Below are 16,227 nucleotides of genomic sequence, written 5' to 3'. Positions count from 1 at the left end.
GTCTTGCTAACCGGTGTAGGCCACGCGTCCCCTACACTTCGACCATGCCTTTGCGCCCCCCTTCCTCTTCTTTTTTACCCTCGCCTATCGCGCCCCATAAATGGTGGCGGCGCTGGTGGAGCCGCCAATCGCCCCACCGCCAAGACCGCTTCGCCATGATGGCGCCGCTGATTGCGGTGCTGCTGTTCTTCGCCGCCATCGGCTCGTCCTTTATGTATTTGCGGCTGGAGGAAATCGACCGTGAGCAGGAGGCCGTGAAACGCGATGTGGAATACACCCAGCAGCAAATCCGCCTGCGCCTGCTGGAGCGCCAGGAACAGCTGATGCGCATCGGCCGCGACATCTCCAATGAAGAGGTGGACGTGGAGGAATTCATCAGCCGCGCGGAATCATTGGTGGCCCAGCACCCGGACCTGCAGGCGGTCAGCTGGATCGATGAACGCCGCCGCGTCAAAGCCAGTTACGCCTCGCCCAGCCTGCCCTCCTCGCAGACCCGCGCAGTGGACACCTTCCTGCGCCCGGGCGGCGACACCGAAAGCACCTTCAGCCTGGCGCGCGATCTGCAGCAGCCGGTGTATGCGCAGCCGGCTGGCGCTGCTGATGCCATTCCCCTGCTGCAGTTGCATATTCCGCTGGCCGACCGGGGCCGCTTTGCCGGCGTGCTGCTGGCCGAATATTCCAACGACAGCCTGCTGCGCTACGGCGTACCCGCCGAGGTGCTGGCCAAGTACGCGGTCGCCCTGCTGAACGGCAACAACCAGGTGCTGGCGGGCAATGCGTTGCCGATACGCTCGGTCAGCCACCGGCTGCTGCCTTGGTCCAGCCAGGCAGAGCCGTATGAAATACCGGTCTCTCCGGTGGGCAACGGCCTGATCCTGCGCGCCCAGGCCTACCGCACCTCGCAGGGTGTAATCGGCAGCGGCCTGTTCTGGCTGGTCGGCGCCCTAAGCGTGCTGACCGCCTGGATGTTGATCGGTAACTGGAAGCACACCCGTCGCCGACTGCAGGCCCAGCAGGCTTTGCTGTCGGAAACCAACTTCCGCCGCGCCATGGAGAACTCCATGCTGACCGGCATGCGCGCGCTGGACATGCAGGGGCGCATTACTTATGTGAACCTGGCGTTTTGCCGCATGACCGGATGGAGCGAATCCGCCCTGGTGGGACATACCGCACCCTTTGCGCACTGGCCCGAGGAAGACCGCGAATACCTGGCCGCACGGCTGGAGGATGAGCTGAACGGCCGCACGCCGCCCGGCGGCTTCCAGGTACGGGTGAAACGCAAGGACGGCACGGTGTTCGATGGCCGCATGTATGTGGCGCCGCTGATCGACGCGGTGGGCAAGCAAACCGGCTGGATGACCTCCATGACCGACATCACCGAGCCCAACCGCATCCGCGAACAGCTGTCGGCCTCGTACGAACGCTTCACCAAGGTGCTGGAGGCGCTGGACGCTTCGGTCTCGGTGGCCCCGATCAACAGCAACGAGCTGCTGTTTGCCAACAAGCTGTACCGGCTGTGGTTTGGCGTGCAGACCGTGGGGCACGAAAAGCTGGCCGCGCAAGCTGGCGTGCCCGCCGCCCCCACCCAGGACGAGAACGAAGACGACGTGGATGCGTTCGCCGGCCTGCCCACCGACAGCCTGACCGATACCCAGTCCGAAAGCGCGGAAATCTTCGTGGCCGACCTGGGCAAATGGCTGGAAGTGCGCTCGCGCTATCTCAGTTGGGTGGACGGCCGCCTGGTACAGATGGTGATTGCCACCGACATCACGCCACGCCGCCGCGCCGAGGAGCAGTCGGCCGCCCAGGCCGAGCGCGCGCAATCCTCCAGCCGCCTGATCACCATGGGTGAGATGGCCTCCAGCGTGGCGCATGAGCTGAACCAGCCACTGGCCGCCATTAGCAACTACTGCAACGGCATGGTCTCGCGCATCAAAGGGCCAGGCATTGCGCAAGACGACCTGCTGGCCGCCCTGGACAAGACCGCGCGCCAGGCCCAGCGCGCCGGCCAGATCATCCACCGCATCCAGTCCTTCGTGAAACGCAGCGAACCCAACCGCACCCAGTCGGACGTGGCACACATGGTGTCCGAGGCGGTGGAACTGGCGGGCATCGAGCTGCGCCGGCGCAATGTGCGCCTCAGCCATTACGTGGCGGCACGCCTGCCCCGGCTGCTGGTGGACCCGATCCTGATCGAACAGGTGCTAGTGAATCTGCTGCGCAATGCGGCCGAGGCCATCGATCTGGCGCAACGCCCGACCGCCCAACGCAACATCGAACTGCGCGTGGTGCCGAAGATGGAAAACGACAAGGCCGGCATAGAGTTCTCGGTTACCGACACCGGAAAAGGCCTGGCCCCCGAGGTCAAGGAGCGCCTGTTCGAAGCCTTCTTCTCCACCAAAGCCGAAGGCATGGGCATCGGCCTGAACCTGTGCCGCAGCATCATCGAGTCCCACCTGGGCAGGATGCAAGCCGAGAACCTCTACAATGGAAACGAAGGCACAGGGTGCCGTTTTTCATTCTGGATCCCGCTGGCGCAACTTTCTGTTACCCAGAGTGGACCTACAAATCCCGCCCCAACCCCCGGAGTGACTGCATGAGTTTGATCCCCAAAAAAGGTACTGTGTACGTCGTGGACGACGATGAGGCCGTCCGTGATTCGCTGCAATGGCTGCTGGAAGGCAAGGACTACCGGGTCCGCTGCTTTGATTCCGCAGAGTCCTTTTTAAGCCGCTTTGACGCCCGCGAAGTCGCCTGCCTGATCGTTGACATCCGCATGGGTGGCATGACCGGGCTGGAGCTGCAAGACCGCCTGATCGAACGCAAGTCCCCCCTGCCCATCGTCTTCATCACCGGCCACGGCGATGTGCCCATGGCGGTGGACACCATGAAAAAAGGCGCCATGGACTTCATCCAGAAGCCCTTCAAGGAAGACGAATTGGTCGGCCTGGTGGAGCGCATGCTGGAGCACGCCAAAGAGACCTTTACGGACTACCAGCAAGCAGCCAGCCGTGGCGCCCTGCTGTCCAAGCTCACCACCCGCGAATCCCAGGTGCTGGAGCGCATCGTCGCCGGCCGGCTGAACAAGCAGATCGCCGACGACCTGGGTATCAGCATCAAGACGGTGGAGGCCCACCGCGCCAACATCATGGAAAAGCTCAACGCCAACACCGTGGCCGACCTGCTGAAAATTGCCCTGGGACAAGCTGCTCCGAAAACCTGACGCTACACATTAAATAGCACCCCACGCCCGTCTGACCTGCGCCAGCGGGCGTTTTTACTTGATTTTTTGAATAATGACCGCTGAACTGATCGATGGCAACGCCCTGTCCCAACAACTGCGCCAGGATGTCGCTGCGCGCGCCCAAGCCCTGAAAGCCCGCGGCACCACGCCCGGCCTGGCCGTCGTTCTGGTGGGCGACAACCCTGCCAGCCAGGTGTATGTGCGTAACAAGGTCAAGGCCTGTGCCGATGCCGGCCTGCACTCGGTACTGGAAAAGTACGAAGCCGGTATGTCCGAAGCCGATCTGCTGGCCCGTGTGGACGCGCTGAACAACGACCCCAGCATCCACGGCATCCTGGTGCAGCTGCCCTTGCCAGCGCACATCGACGCACAAAAAGTCATTGAAGCCATCTCACCTGCCAAAGACGTGGACGGCTTCCACGTCGCCAGCGCCGGTGCGCTGATGACCGGCACGCCCGGCTTCTGGCCCTGCACGCCCTATGGTTGCATGAAGATGCTGGAAAGCATTAACTACGATCTGCGCGGCAAGCACGCCGTGGTGATTGGCCGCAGCAATATCGTCGGCAAGCCCATGGCCCTGATGCTGCTGCAAAAAAACGCCACCGTCACCATCTGCCACAGCGCGACAGCCGACCTGAAAGCCATGACCCTGCAAGCCGACGTCATCGTCGCCGCTGTGGGCAAGCGCAATGTGTTGACCGCCGATATGGTCAGGCCCGGCGCCGTGGTGCTCGACGTTGGCATGAACCGCGACGACAACGGCAAACTGTGCGGCGACGTGGACTTTGAAAATGTGCGCCAGGTCGCAAGCCATATCACCCCGGTGCCCGGAGGCGTTGGCCCCATGACCATCACCATGTTGCTGGTCAATACATTGGAAGCTGCGGAACGTTCCGCCGCCTCTTGAATCTATCGCGCTTAACGCCACATCCAAACCATGACCAATCCACTGCTCGACTTCTCTGACCTGCCCCTGTTTGACCAGATCCAGCCCGAACATGTGGCACCCGCACTGGACCAGTTGCTGGCCCACGCGAATGCGGCACTGGACACGGTGACGCAGCCTGATTTTCCGGCCCAGTGGACCGAGATCGCCAAAGCGCTGGATGTGAGCACCGAGCAACTGGGCCGCGCCTGGGGCGCCGTCAGCCACTTGAACAGCGTAGCCGACACCCCGGCCCTGCGCGCCGCCTACAACGAAGCCCTGCCCCGCGTCACCGAGTTCTGGACCCGCCTGGGCGCGGATGAGCGCCTGTACGCCAAGTACAAAGCCGTGGACACGGCCAGCCTGAACGTCGAACAGCTGCAAGCCCACCGCAACGCCATGCGCAACTTCGTGCTCAGCGGTGCCGAACTGGAAGGAGCAGCCAAGGAGCGCTTTGCCCGCATCCAGGAACGCCAGGCCGAAATCAGCCAGAAGTTCAGCGAAAACGCACTGGACGCGACCGACGCCTATGCCTACTACGCACAGGCCGACGAACTGGACGGCGTGCCCGCCGATGTGCAGCACACCGCCCGCAGCGCCGCCCAAGCCGAAGGCAAGGAAGGCTACAAGCTCACGCTGAAGATGCCCTGCTACCTGCCGGTGATGCAGTTCGCCACCAGCAGCCCGCTGCGCGAGCGCCTGTACCGCGCCTACGTGACCCGTGCGTCCGACCAGGCCGAAGGCGAGGCCGTGCAGTTCGACAACACCGCCCTGATCCGCGAAACCCTGGCGCTGCGCCAGGAAGAAGCCCGCCTGCTGGGCTACCAGAACTTCGGCGAAGTCTCGGTCGTGCCCAAGATGGCTGAATCGCCCGCCGAAGTAATCCACTTCCTGCGCGACCTGGGTGTGCGCGCCCGCCCGTTTGCCGAAAAGGACGTAGCCGACCTGCGCAGCTTTGCCGCCGAACACCTGGGCCTGGTCGATCCCCAGCCCTGGGACTGGCCCTATGTGGGCGAAAAGCTCAAGGAAGCCCGCTACGCCTTCAGCGAGCAAGAGGTCAAGCAGTACTTCACCGCGCCCAAGGTGCTGGCCGGCCTGTTCAAGATCATCGAAACCCTGTTCGAAGTCTCTATCCGCCGCGACAGCGCCCCCGTGTGGCACCCCTCGGTGGAGTTCTACCGCATCGAGCGCAGCCTGGGTGGTACATCGGCAGATGCCCCCCGCCAATTGGTGGGCCAGTTCTACCTGGACCCATCGGCCCGCACCGGCAAACGTGGCGGTGCCTGGATGGACGACGTGCGCGCCCGCTGGCTGCGCCCCGACACCCACACGCTGCAGACCCCCGTGGCGCATCTGGTGTGCAACTTTGCCGACGGCGTGGACGGTCAGCCGCCACTGCTGACGCACGACGACGTGACCACCCTGTTCCACGAATTCGGCCACGGCCTGCACCACATGCTGACCCAGGTCAACGAGCGCGATGTGTCCGGCATCAGCGGCGTGGAATGGGACGCGGTGGAGCTGCCCAGCCAGTTCATGGAAAACTTCTGCTGGGAGTGGGATGTGCTCAAGCACATGACGGCCCACGTGCAGACGGGCGAGCCACTGCCGCGCGTGCTGTTCGACAAAATGACCGCCGCCAAGAACTTCCAAAGCGGCCTGCAAACCCTGCGCCAGATCGAGTTCTCGCTGTTTGACATGCTGCTGCACACCGAGCACGACCCGGCCCAGGACTTCATGCCCCTGCTGCGCAAGGTGCGCGACGAGGTCGCCGTGCTGCAAGCCCCGGCCTTCAGCCGTACCGCGCACACCTTCAGCCACATCTTCGCCGGCGGCTATGCGGCGGGTTACTACAGCTACAAATGGGCCGAGGTGCTCAGCGCCGACGCCTACGCCGCGTTCGAAGAAACCGCTGGCGCGGACGGCGCGGCCAACATCGAAACCGGCCGCCGCTACCGCCAGTCCATTCTGGAAGCCGGCGGCAGCCGCCCGGCCATGGAGTCGTTCAAGGCCTTCCGTGGCCGCGCGCCCACGCTAGATGCACTGCTGCGCCACCAAGGCATGGCTTAATAGTGGCCTGGAGGATTTTTACGATGCGCATTACCCCCATCCACACCGCACTGGCCTGCGCCACATTGGCGCTGGCCGCTGGCAGCGTCTATGCCCAGACGGTCTACCGCATCGTCGGCCCCGATGGCAAGGTCACTTTCTCTGACCAACCACCGGCGCCCAGCAGCCCGGCCAAGGTCACCACTACCAACAAAAACGGCAGCAGCGCAGTAAATGCCGCGTCGTTGCCGTTTGAGTTGCAAGAGATCGTAAAGCGTTATCCGGTCACGCTGTACACCGGTACCGGCTGCAGCCCCTGCGAAAGTGCGCGCAATCTGCTGGTGCAACGCGGTATTCCATTTACCGAGCGCAGCGTGAACACCGATGCCGATGCCGACGCACTGAAACGCATCAGCGGTGAAACCAGCCTGCCGTTCGGCACGATTGGCGGCCAGCAGCTCAAAGGCTTCTCGGATGTGGAATGGACGCAGTACCTGGATGCTGCGGCCTACCCCAAATCATCGGTGCTGCCAGCCAGCTACAAGCGTGCGCCGGCCCAGCCCCTGGTGGCCAGCAAGGCGCCTCCAGCAGCAGCGCCGGCAGCACCAGCTCCGGCCCCGGCAGCACCGCAGCCCGAGCCGGTGGACACCAGCCGCAACCCGCGCGGCATCCAGTTTTAGAGCTTAAAACTCCAGGGTTTTCACGCCCTGCGCCGTGCCCAGCAGGCACACATGGGCTTTTTGCAAGGCAAATACGCCCACTGTCACCACACCGGGCCACTGGCTGACCTGGTTTTCGAAAGCCACTGGGTCGCTGATCTGCAGGCCCGTCACATCTAGGATGTACTGGCCGTTGTCGGTCACCAGCGGTTGGCCGTCCTTCAGGCGCAGCTTGGCCTGCCCCCCCATGGCGGCAAACTGGCGCACCAGGCGGTTCGAGGACATGGGGATGACTTCCACCGGCAGCGGGAACTGGCCCAGGGTCTGCACCAGCTTGCTCTCGTCGGCAATGCAGACGAACTGGCGCGACTGGGCGGCCACGATCTTCTCGCGCGTCAGCGCCGCACCGCCCCCCTTGACCATATGGCCCTGGCCGTCGATCTCGTCCGCACCGTCGATGTACACCGCCAGCTCGCCCACGTCATTGGCGTCGAACACGGGGATGCCCAGCGCTTTCAATTTGGCGGTGCTGGCCTCAGAACTGGACACCGCGCCTTTGACCTGGTCCTTGATGGTGGCCAGCGCGTCAATGAACTTGTTGACGGTGGAGCCGGTGCCCACGCCCACAATTTCGCCTGGCACCACATAGCGCAACGCAGCCTGGCCGACCAGGGTTTTCAGTTCATCTTGTGTCATCTGGGAAAATCCGTGGTTAAGTAGAAAAACCCTAATTATCCAATGCCCCTCATCCCCTACGCCCTGGCCCGCCCGTTTCTGTTTGGCCTGGACCCCGAAGCCGCCCACGACCTCACGCTGAACGCCATTGCCCGTACCCAGGGCACGCCGCTGGAATGCCTGTACCGCCAACCCACTGTCAGCGACCCGGTGCAACTGGCCGGGCTGCAATTCCCCAACCGCGTGGGCCTGGCTGCCGGCCTGGACAAGAACGCCCGCTGCATCGACGGCCTGGGCGCCATGGGTTTCGGCTTTGTGGAGGTGGGCACGGTCACGCCGCTGGCGCAGCCAGGCAACCCGCAGCCGCGCATGTTCCGCCTGCCCCAGGCGAATGCGCTGATCAACCGCCTGGGCTTCAACAACGGCGGGCTGGCGGCCTTTGTGGCCAATGTGCAGCGCGCCCGCTTCCGCAGCAAGGCCGGGGGCACGCCCATGCTGCTGGGCCTGAACATCGGCAAGAACGCAGCGACACCGATCGAACGCGCCACCGACGACTACCTGCTGGCACTGGACGGTGTCTACCCGCATGCTGACTACGTGACGGTGAACATCTCCAGCCCCAACACCAAGAACCTGCGCGCCCTGCAGAGCGACGAGGCGCTGGACGGCTTGCTAGGCGCCGTGGCCGAACGGCGCGCCCAACTGGCGCAGCAGCACGGCAAGCGCGTGCCCATCTTCGTGAAGATTGCCCCCGACCTGGACGAGGGCCAAGTGGCCGTGATCGCCGCCACGCTGCAGCGCCACACCATGAACGGCGTGATCGCCACCAACACCACCCTCAGCCGCGATGCTGTGAAAGGCATGGCGCATGCAGAAGAAACCGGCGGCCTGAGTGGCGCACCGGTGCTGCCGGCCAGCAACCGCGTGATTCGCCAGCTGCGCGCTGCCCTGGGCAAGGGCTTCCCGATTGTGGGCGTGGGCGGCATCCTGAGCGCAGCCGACGCTGTGAGCAAGATCGACGCCGGTGCCGACGTGGTACAGATCTACACCGGCCTGATCTACCAAGGCCCGGCGCTAGTGCAGCAGGCAGCACAGGCAATTAAAAACATGAAGAAATAAGGCTCTAGCGCAGGAATTATCTACACTGATAGCTCCCAATTAAATAGCAGGCCAATAAGCCCGCCAGCGCCGCGATAACGAAAGCTCTTGCCACGGCTAACGCAATCTGCATCCCTAGAAAACATGCCTAAAACCTTACATTCTGTGAGCAAACGAAGCAAACAAACCCAGCCTGTTTGACCTAGATCAGACAGCCGGAAAATCCTGTCCGCGAGAGCATCTGCTGAGCGCCAAGCTATTGTCTAATGCCAACCACGTGCAACATCTAGGAACAAGCCACCATGCGACTTAACCTACCCGTCACGGCCCAGGAATACGACTTCCCAGCTAAGAGCATGCTTGTGTCCACGACTGACACCAAGGGCCTCATCACTCACTGCAACGACGCTTTTGAGCAGGTCAGCGGCTATCTCTACGAAGAACTGATAGGCCAGCCACACAATATGATCCGCCACCCTGACATGCCCCCGGAGGCATACAAGGACATGTGGCAAACCATAGGCCGCGGACGGGCCTGGAGCGGCATGGTGAAGAACCGGCGCAAGGACGGCTCCTTCTACTGGGTCGAAGCCAATGTCACCCCCATCATGCACAACGGCAAGCCACGCGGCTACATGTCGGTGCGCACCAAGCCTAGCCGACAAAAGATCCAGGACGCCGAGCAGTTGTACGCACGCATCCGTGCCGAACGCGAATCCGGCAAGCCGAGCTTTGAACTGCACGCCGGCTCCGTGCGCCTGCTAGGCTGGCGTGGCCTGTTGGGCCGACTGGAGCGTATCTCTTTCACCCAGCGTTACGTGCTGGTGTTGGCGGGCATGGTTGCCGTGGGCCTGACGCCGGTGCTGCTGGGCATGGAAGGCATGGGCGGACGGCTGCTGCAAGTCGCCCTGCAAATCGCCGGCGCCAGCGTGATGGTGCTGTGGTTCAAGCGCCATGTGTCCGATGTGATTGCCGATGCCGAGCAATTTGCCAGCGATATCTCAGGCTGCAATCTCGGCACCACCGTCCCGCAGGACCGCGGCGGCCCGCTGGGCAGCCTGAGCCGCAGCCTGCGGCAGATCCAGATCAACCTGCGCGCCGTGATTGGCGACGTGAAATCAGAGATCAACGGCTTCAGCCAAACGGCGGCCGAAATCGCCGCCAGCAGCCAGGACCTGTCGTCCCGCACCGAGTCCCAAGCCAGCAGCCTTGAAGAAACCGCCGCCAGCATGGAGCAGCTGTCCAGCACCGTGCAGCAGACCGCCGACACAGCCCGGCAAGTCGCCCAGCAAGGTGAGAAAAGCAGCAGCGTCGCAACCCGTGGCGGTCAGGCTGTACACCAGGTGGGCGTGGCGATGGAGAACATCAACGCCTCGTCAAAAAAGGTGCAGGAAATCATTGGCGTGATCGAAAGCATTGCCTTCCAAACCAACATCCTGGCCCTGAATGCCGCCGTGGAGGCCGCCCGCGCCGGCGAACAAGGCCGAGGCTTCGCCGTCGTCGCCAGCGAAGTGCGGGCCCTGGCCCAGCGCAGTGCCACAGCAGCCCGCGAGATCCGCGCACTGATCGCGCAGTCGGCCGAACAGGTTGCCGCCGGCAGCAACCAGATGAGCGACGCTGGTCGCACCATCGACGAAGTGGTGGCCTCGGTGAAGGAAGTCGGCGCCTTGATACGCCAGATCACCAACGCCACGCAAGAGCAATCCCTGGGTATCTCGCAGGTCAACGAAGCGGTGACCCAGCTGGACAGCGTCACCCAGCAAAACGCTGCGCTGGTGGAGCAGTCGGCCGCCTCGGCCGAAGGCTTGAGCGACAGCAGCATGAACCTGGCGCGTGCAGTGCAAATCTTCCATCTGCCCTGAGACATGTGCTGATGTACCTTGCCCCCCAGGCTGACTGGGGCTGTATGCCCCTGGCCGGCAGCCTGCCTGCTTCGGTACTCGACTCGCTGTACAGCCAAATCGCCATCATCGACAAGACCGGCCAGATCCATTACGTGAACCGCGCCTGGCGCGACTTCGGCCACCATGGCCTGCCGCCCGACCATCCCTGGCCAGGTAGCAACTACCTGGACATGTGCCACCTCTACGTCGGCCACAACAAGCCGCCTTCCGGCCCGGTGCTACCCAAAATCCAGGCCGTGCTGGATGGCGACGAAGAAGCCTTCGACTGCGAATACCCCTGCCACACCGCACAGGAAAAGCGCTGGTTCATGGTCCGCATATCGGCCATGCGCGACCACCCTGGGCACTTTGTGGTGTCGCACCAAAACACTACACGGCGCAAGCAGCAGCTGCTGGCCGGCCAGGAAGCGCTGCAGGCCACTGCCCAGCACAGTCAGGCGATTTTGGACAATATGGTGGATGGCGTCATCACCATCAATGCGCAAGGTTTGATGGAGTCGTTCAACAAGGCCGCCAGCAAAATTTTTGGCTACAGCGTGGACGAAGTGCTGGGCCGCAATGTATCGATGCTGATGCCAGCACCGCACCGCCAGCACCACGACGGCTATCTGCGGCATTTCCAGCACACCGGCGAAGCCCGCATCATCGGTGCGCCAAGAGAGGTCGAAGGCCTGCGCAAAAACGGCCAGATATTTCCCATGAGCCTTTCGGTGTCGCAGGTGGACCGTGCAGGCCAGCCCACCTTCATCGGCATGGTGCGCGACACCACCCAGCGCCACCGGCAAGATGAGGAAATCCGCCGCCTGGCCTTCTACGACCCGCTGACAGGCCTGCCCAACCGGCGCATGCTGATGGACCGTCTCAAGCAAGCCATTGCCAGTGCCAACCGTAGCCGCCAGCACGGCGCAGTGATGTTCCTGGACCTGGACCATTTCAAGCAGCTCAACGACACACGCGGCCACGACGTGGGCGACCTGCTATTGCAGCAAGTCGCGCTGCGGCTGAACAACTGCATGCGCGAAGTCGACTGCGTGGCCCGCCTGGGTGGTGACGAATTCGTGGTGCTGCTGGAGGCCTTGAGCAGCCACGCCCATGAGGCCGCCACCCAGACCGAAGCCATTGCCAGCAAGATACTGTACGCACTGAGCCAGCCCTACACCTTGCGCGAACAGATCCACGAAAGCACGCCCAGCATCGGCATCGTGGTGTTTGCGCAAGACCACACCAGCCAAGATGAATTACTCAAGAAGGCCGACGTGGCCATGTACCAGGCCAAATCGGCCGGCCGCAACACGGCCTGCTTTTTCGACCCCGCCATGCAAGCCGCCGTACTGGCCCATGCCGAGCTGGAAAAAGACCTGCGCCAGGGCCTGGCACAAAACGAATTCCTATTGCACTACCAAGTACAGGTGAATGGGCGGGGCGGGCCGATCGGTGCCGAGGCCCTGGTACGCTGGCACAGCCCGCAGCGCGGCCCGGTGCCTCCCGGGCAATTCATTGGGCTGGCCGAAGAAAGCGGGCTGATTCTGCCCCTGGGCCAGTGGGTGCTGGAAACCGCTTGCACGCAGTTGCAGGCCTGGGCCCAGCACCCCGCTACCGCGGGCTGGACCATGGCCGTCAACGTCAGCGCCAGCCAGTTCGCCCAGGCCGACTTTGTGGCCACCGTGGTGGCCGCACTGCAGCACACCGGCGCCAACCCGCACCTGCTGAAACTGGAGCTGACCGAGAGCATGCTGGTCAACGATGTGGAAGACGTGATCCTGAAGATGAACCAGCTGAAGGCCCAGGGCGTGTGCTTCTCGCTGGACGACTTCGGCACCGGCTACTCGTCGCTGTCGCACCTCAAGCGCCTGCCACTGGACCAGCTGAAGATCGACCAGAGCTTTGTGCGCGACATTCTGACCGACCCCAGCGACGCGGTCATCGCCCGCACCATCGTGGCGCTAGGCCACAGCCTGGGGCTGGCGGTGATCGCCGAAGGCGTGGAAACCGCAGCCCAGCGCGACTTCCTGGCCGGCCTAGGCTGCGATGCCTTCCAGGGCTACCACTTTGGCCGACCCGAGCCCGCTGACGCGCTGCAGAAATTTATACAAAACAAGCCGCCAGCGCACATTCCACCTGCGCCAGCAGCTCCTATTTAAATAGCATTACCAGTTCACCAGCGTGCCGTCGTGCTGGAGCCGGTTGACCGGCAGGTAGGCGCGCTGGTACGGGTACTTGGCGGCCAGTTCTTCGTTGATTTCCACGCCATGGCCTATGGTCTCGCCGCAGTGCATGTAGCCGTCCTTGAAGCTGTAGCTGTGCGGGAACACCTCGTCGGTCAGCTCGGTGTGGCGCATGTATTCCTGGACACCGAAGTTCGGCACCCAGGTGTCGAAATGCAGGGCCGTGCCCATGCACACCGGCGACAGATCGGTGGCGCCGTGGCAGCCAGTGCGCACCTGGTACAGCGATGCAAAGTCGGCGATGCGGCGCAGATGCGTGAGGCCACCGGCATGCACGATCGTGGTACGGATGTAGTCGATCAGCTGGTTCTGGATCAGGTCCTTGCAGTCCCAGATGGTGTTGAAGATCTCGCCCACCGCCAGCGGCGTGGTGGTGTGCTGGCGGATCAGACGGAACGCGTCCTGGTTCTCGGCCGGGGTTGCGTCTTCCATCCAGAACAGGTGGAACGGCTCCAGCGACTTGCCCAGGCGCCCGGCTTCGATGGGCGTCAGGCGGTGGTGTACGTCGTGCAGCAAATGGATGTCCGGGCCCACGGCCTGGCGCACCGCATCGAACAGCTTGGGCGCGTGCAGCAGGTATTTTTCGCTGCTCCAGTCGTGTTCGCTGGGCAGGTTGCCGTCGGCCGGCTCGTAGAACATATTGCCCTTGCCCACGCCGTAGACCGCTTCCAGGCCGGGCACGCCGCTTTGCGCGCGGATGGCCTTGTAACCCATCTCCTTGTAGCGCAGCACTTCGTCCACCGTGTGTTCGATGTCCTTGCCGTTGGCGTGGCCGTAGACCATCACGCCAGAGCGGCTGCGGCCACCCAGCAGCTGGTACAGCGGCAGGTTGGCGGCCTTGGCCTTGATGTCCCACAGCGCGGTGTCGACGGCGGCAATCGCGCTCATGGTCACCGGGCCGCGGCGCCAGTAGGCGCCCTTGTACAGGTACTGCCAGATGTCTTCGATCTGGTGCGCATCGCGGCCGATCAGGCAGGGAATGACGTGGTCAGTCAGGTAGCTGACGACGGACAGCTCGCGGCCGTTCAGCGTGGCGTCGCCGATGCCGGTCAGGCCTTCGTCGGTTTCGATCTTCAGGGTGACGAAGTTGCGGCCGGGGCTGCAGACGATCACGCGGGCGTTGGTGATTTTCATAATGGAATGGGTGGTTTAAATGAAGTTACTTTGCTGGGCTCAAGGACTCGAACACTGGATCAGGCCTCACGGCTAGCTGTCGCACAGTTCCAGGGACACCGCGGAACCGGCTTTGCCGGGCCGCTGGTGTCGCCCCCTGCAAGGGGGTTGGCGAAAACACGCAGTGTGTAGCCTGGGGGTGTGCAACATTTCTAGCCATTCCAGCCCAGGTGGCCTAGGAAGTCGCGGGTGCGCGCCACGGTGGGGTTGTCGAAGATCTGCGCGGGCGGGCCTTCTTCCATGATGGCGCCGTTCTCGAACACCACCACCCAGTTGGCCACGCGCTGGGCGAAGCTCATCTCGTGGGTGACGACGATCATGGTCATGCCCTCTTGCGCCAGCTTCTTCATCACGTTCAGCACCTCGCCCACGGTCTCCGGGTCCAGTGCCGAGGTCGGCTCATCAAACAGCATGACCTCCGGCTCCATGGCCAGGGCCCGGGCAATCGCCACGCGCTGCTGCTGGCCGCCGGACAGATTGGCCGGGTAGTTCTGCGCCTTGGACGCAAGGCCCACTTTTTCCAGCAGCTTCATGGCACGGGCGCGGGCCTCGGCCTCGGGCATGCCGAGCACGGTGATCGGGCCCATGGCCACGTTGTCCAGCGCCGTCTTGTGCGGGAACAGCTCGAAGCTCTGGAACACCATGCCCATGCGCTGGCGCACCTTGCGCACCTCGGACTCCTTGGTGGGCAAGGGCACGCCGTCGAGCAGCACGCGGCCGCCGTTCAGCGTCTCCAGCGCATTGGTACAGCGCAGCAAGGTGGACTTGCCCGAGCCCGAGGGGCCGATCAGGCACATCACCTCGCCCTTGTTGACCTGCAGCGAAACGCCGTTCAGCGCCACGAAATCGCCGTACATCTTGCGCACGTTTTCATACACCAGCACGGGCGGCTGGTCGGCACCCTTGCGGGCCAGTGCACTGGGCACAGTCGTTGTGTTCATTCCTTGACTCCGTATTTCTTGTGAATCCAATCGACCAGCTTGGCCTGGGGGTAGCCCATCAGCCAGTACAGCGCGGCCATGGCGGTCAGCATCTCCAGCACGCGGAAGGTCTGCGCGCGGATCTGCATGGAGGTGTAGGCGAGTTCGCTGACGGCGATCACCGAGACCAGCGAGGTGTCCTTGAACAGCGATATCCAGGTGCTGGCCAGCACCGGCAGGATGCGCCGGCCGGCCTGCGGAATCACTACCTTGAACATCGCCTGGCGGCGCGACATGCCCATGGCCAGCGCGGCTTCCATCTGCCCCTTGCGGATCGAGTTGATGCCGGCGCGGAAGGTCTCGGCGTTGTAGGCCGAGATGTTCAGCACCAGGGCCACCAGCGCGGTCGTCAGGGCCGAGAACTGCACGTCAAACGCCATCGGCATCACGTAGAAGGCCCAGTAGATGACCAGGATCAGCGGCAGGTTGCGGAAGAACTCGACGAAGGCCAGCGAAGCATTGTTCAGCAGCTTGTTGTTTGAGAGGCGCATCAGCGCCAGCAGAATGCCGCCCGGCACGGCCAGCAGCATGGTCACAACCGTCAGGCCGACCGTCATCGCAGCGCCTTCCATCAGCGCGCTGCGGTGTGTCCATATGACGTTCCAGTCGAAGTTCATGAGCGCCCCAGGTGTGCGAGTTTGTGGTAAGCGCGGTCGACCACGCGGGTCACCGGGAACAGCAGCAGGAAGTACAGCACCATCACCGCGGTGAACACCTCCACCGGCCGGTAGCTCTGGCCGGCCACGGTCTCGGCGCGGTGCATCAGCTCGGGCACGGCGATCACGGTGGCGATGGCCGTGTCCTTGATGGCCATGGTCAGCACCGAGCCGAAGGCCGGCAGCATGCGTATCGTGGCCTGCGGCAGGATGATCTTGCGCAGGATCTGCGCCCGCGACATGCCCAGCGCCAGTCCGGCCCGGGTCTGGCCGGGGCGGATGGACTCGATGCCCGCACGGATGATCTCCGACGCGTAAGCGGCAATGTGCAGGGTCAGCCCCACCAGCGCCGCCCAGAACGGCGGAAAGGTCACGCCGGCCAGGATCGGAAACGCGAAGTAGATCCACACCAGCACCACCAGGATGGGGATGGCCCGCATGGTGTCCACATAGAACACCAGCAGCCGGCTGAGCCAGCGCGGCCCGTACAGGCGCAGCAAGGCGATCACCAGGCCCGCCAGCAAGCTGGTGATGGCGCTGATGACGCTGAGTGCCACCGTGACGCCGAAACCGCTGGCGAAGAAGCGCCAGTTGTCGATCAGCGGGGAAAAGTCGACGTCCATGGGGCAGTCCTCAGGT

13 protein-coding genes are annotated in these 16,227 nt (G+C 63.6%); 8 read left to right on the top strand and 5 right to left on the bottom strand.

Translation table 11 applies throughout. The features are described from left to right. The first annotated feature begins 44 nt into the window (after window positions 1-44). The 5 genes from AC07R0_RS23540 to AC07R0_RS23520 all read left to right on the top strand — a co-directional run bounded on the left by AC07R0_RS23540 (window position 45) and on the right by AC07R0_RS23520 (window position 6,898). Window positions 45-2,600, top strand: coding sequence for a PAS domain S-box protein (locus AC07R0_RS23540; RefSeq protein ID WP_495099253.1), 2,556 nt, complete (start codon window positions 45-47; stop codon window positions 2,598-2,600). After that, a complete protein-coding gene (locus AC07R0_RS23535; protein ID WP_495099254.1) occupies window positions 2,597-3,223 on the top strand; it encodes a response regulator transcription factor in 627 nt (208 codons plus the stop codon). The genes AC07R0_RS23540 and AC07R0_RS23535 overlap by 4 nt, the downstream gene beginning before the upstream one ends. A 73-nt stretch (window positions 3,224-3,296) precedes the next feature. Next, a complete protein-coding gene (folD, locus tag AC07R0_RS23530) occupies window positions 3,297-4,151 on the top strand; it encodes a bifunctional methylenetetrahydrofolate dehydrogenase/methenyltetrahydrofolate cyclohydrolase FolD (protein WP_495106689.1) in 855 nt (284 codons plus the stop codon). A gap of 30 nt (window positions 4,152-4,181) precedes the next feature. Beyond that, window positions 4,182-6,239 (top strand): M3 family metallopeptidase, encoded by a 2,058-nt coding sequence (locus AC07R0_RS23525; RefSeq protein WP_495106688.1) that lies wholly within the window; start codon window positions 4,182-4,184, stop codon window positions 6,237-6,239. A gap of 23 nt (window positions 6,240-6,262) precedes the next feature. Continuing rightward, complete coding sequence (locus AC07R0_RS23520; RefSeq protein WP_495106687.1) at window positions 6,263-6,898, top strand: DUF4124 domain-containing protein; 636 nt, start codon at window positions 6,263-6,265, stop codon at window positions 6,896-6,898. A gap of 3 nt (window positions 6,899-6,901) precedes the next feature. On the opposite strand, the gene rpiA is transcribed toward AC07R0_RS23520, so the two are convergent. Beyond that, window positions 6,902-7,573, bottom strand: a complete 672-nt coding sequence (rpiA, locus tag AC07R0_RS23515) for a ribose-5-phosphate isomerase RpiA (protein ID WP_495106686.1) — start codon at window positions 7,571-7,573, stop codon at window positions 6,902-6,904. A 42-nt stretch (window positions 7,574-7,615) separates the two neighbouring features. Between rpiA and AC07R0_RS23510 the strand changes: the two genes are divergently transcribed. From AC07R0_RS23510 to AC07R0_RS23500, 3 genes are all read left to right on the top strand, one after another. Next, window positions 7,616-8,671 carry a quinone-dependent dihydroorotate dehydrogenase gene (locus tag AC07R0_RS23510; RefSeq protein ID WP_495106685.1) on the top strand — a complete coding sequence of 352 codons (1,056 nt, stop codon included), beginning with the start codon at window positions 7,616-7,618 and terminating at the stop codon, window positions 8,669-8,671. Window positions 8,672-8,952: 281 nt separating this feature from the next. Then, the gene (locus AC07R0_RS23505) at window positions 8,953-10,512 is read left to right on the top strand and encodes a methyl-accepting chemotaxis protein (RefSeq protein WP_495099260.1); all 1,560 of its coding nucleotides are present in this window, start codon (window positions 8,953-8,955) and stop codon (window positions 10,510-10,512) included. Between the two features lie 11 nt (window positions 10,513-10,523). Next, window positions 10,524-12,695 (top strand): putative bifunctional diguanylate cyclase/phosphodiesterase, encoded by a 2,172-nt coding sequence (locus tag AC07R0_RS23500; protein WP_495106684.1) that lies wholly within the window; start codon window positions 10,524-10,526, stop codon window positions 12,693-12,695. Window positions 12,696-12,701: 6 nt separating this feature from the next. Here the strand turns inward: AC07R0_RS23500 and manD are convergent, their stop codons facing one another. The 4 genes from manD to AC07R0_RS23480 form a co-directional block, all read right to left on the bottom strand. Next, window positions 12,702-13,913 carry a D-mannonate dehydratase ManD gene (manD, locus tag AC07R0_RS23495; RefSeq protein ID WP_495106683.1) on the bottom strand — a complete coding sequence of 404 codons (1,212 nt, stop codon included), beginning with the start codon at window positions 13,911-13,913 and terminating at the stop codon, window positions 12,702-12,704. Window positions 13,914-14,104: 191 nt separating this feature from the next. Next, entirely contained in the window at window positions 14,105-14,893 is a 789-nt protein-coding gene (locus tag AC07R0_RS23490; protein ID WP_315232637.1) for an ATP-binding cassette domain-containing protein, read from the bottom strand. Beyond that, window positions 14,890-15,549 carry an amino acid ABC transporter permease gene (locus AC07R0_RS23485; RefSeq protein ID WP_495106682.1) on the bottom strand — a complete coding sequence of 220 codons (660 nt, stop codon included), beginning with the start codon at window positions 15,547-15,549 and terminating at the stop codon, window positions 14,890-14,892. The genes AC07R0_RS23490 and AC07R0_RS23485 overlap by 4 nt, the downstream gene beginning before the upstream one ends. Next, window positions 15,546-16,211: an amino acid ABC transporter permease gene (locus AC07R0_RS23480; protein ID WP_116604620.1), complete on the bottom strand. Its 666-nt coding sequence runs from the start codon at window positions 16,209-16,211 to the stop codon at window positions 15,546-15,548. Before AC07R0_RS23480 ends, AC07R0_RS23485 begins: the two co-directional genes overlap by 4 nt. Window positions 16,212-16,227: the final 16 nt, after the last annotated feature.

The sequence above is a fragment of the Rhodoferax sp. GW821-FHT07F03 genome, from assembly GCF_059418745.1.
Note: the sequence above shows the minus strand (reverse complement) of the source record. Positions and strands in the feature narration are given on the sequence as shown.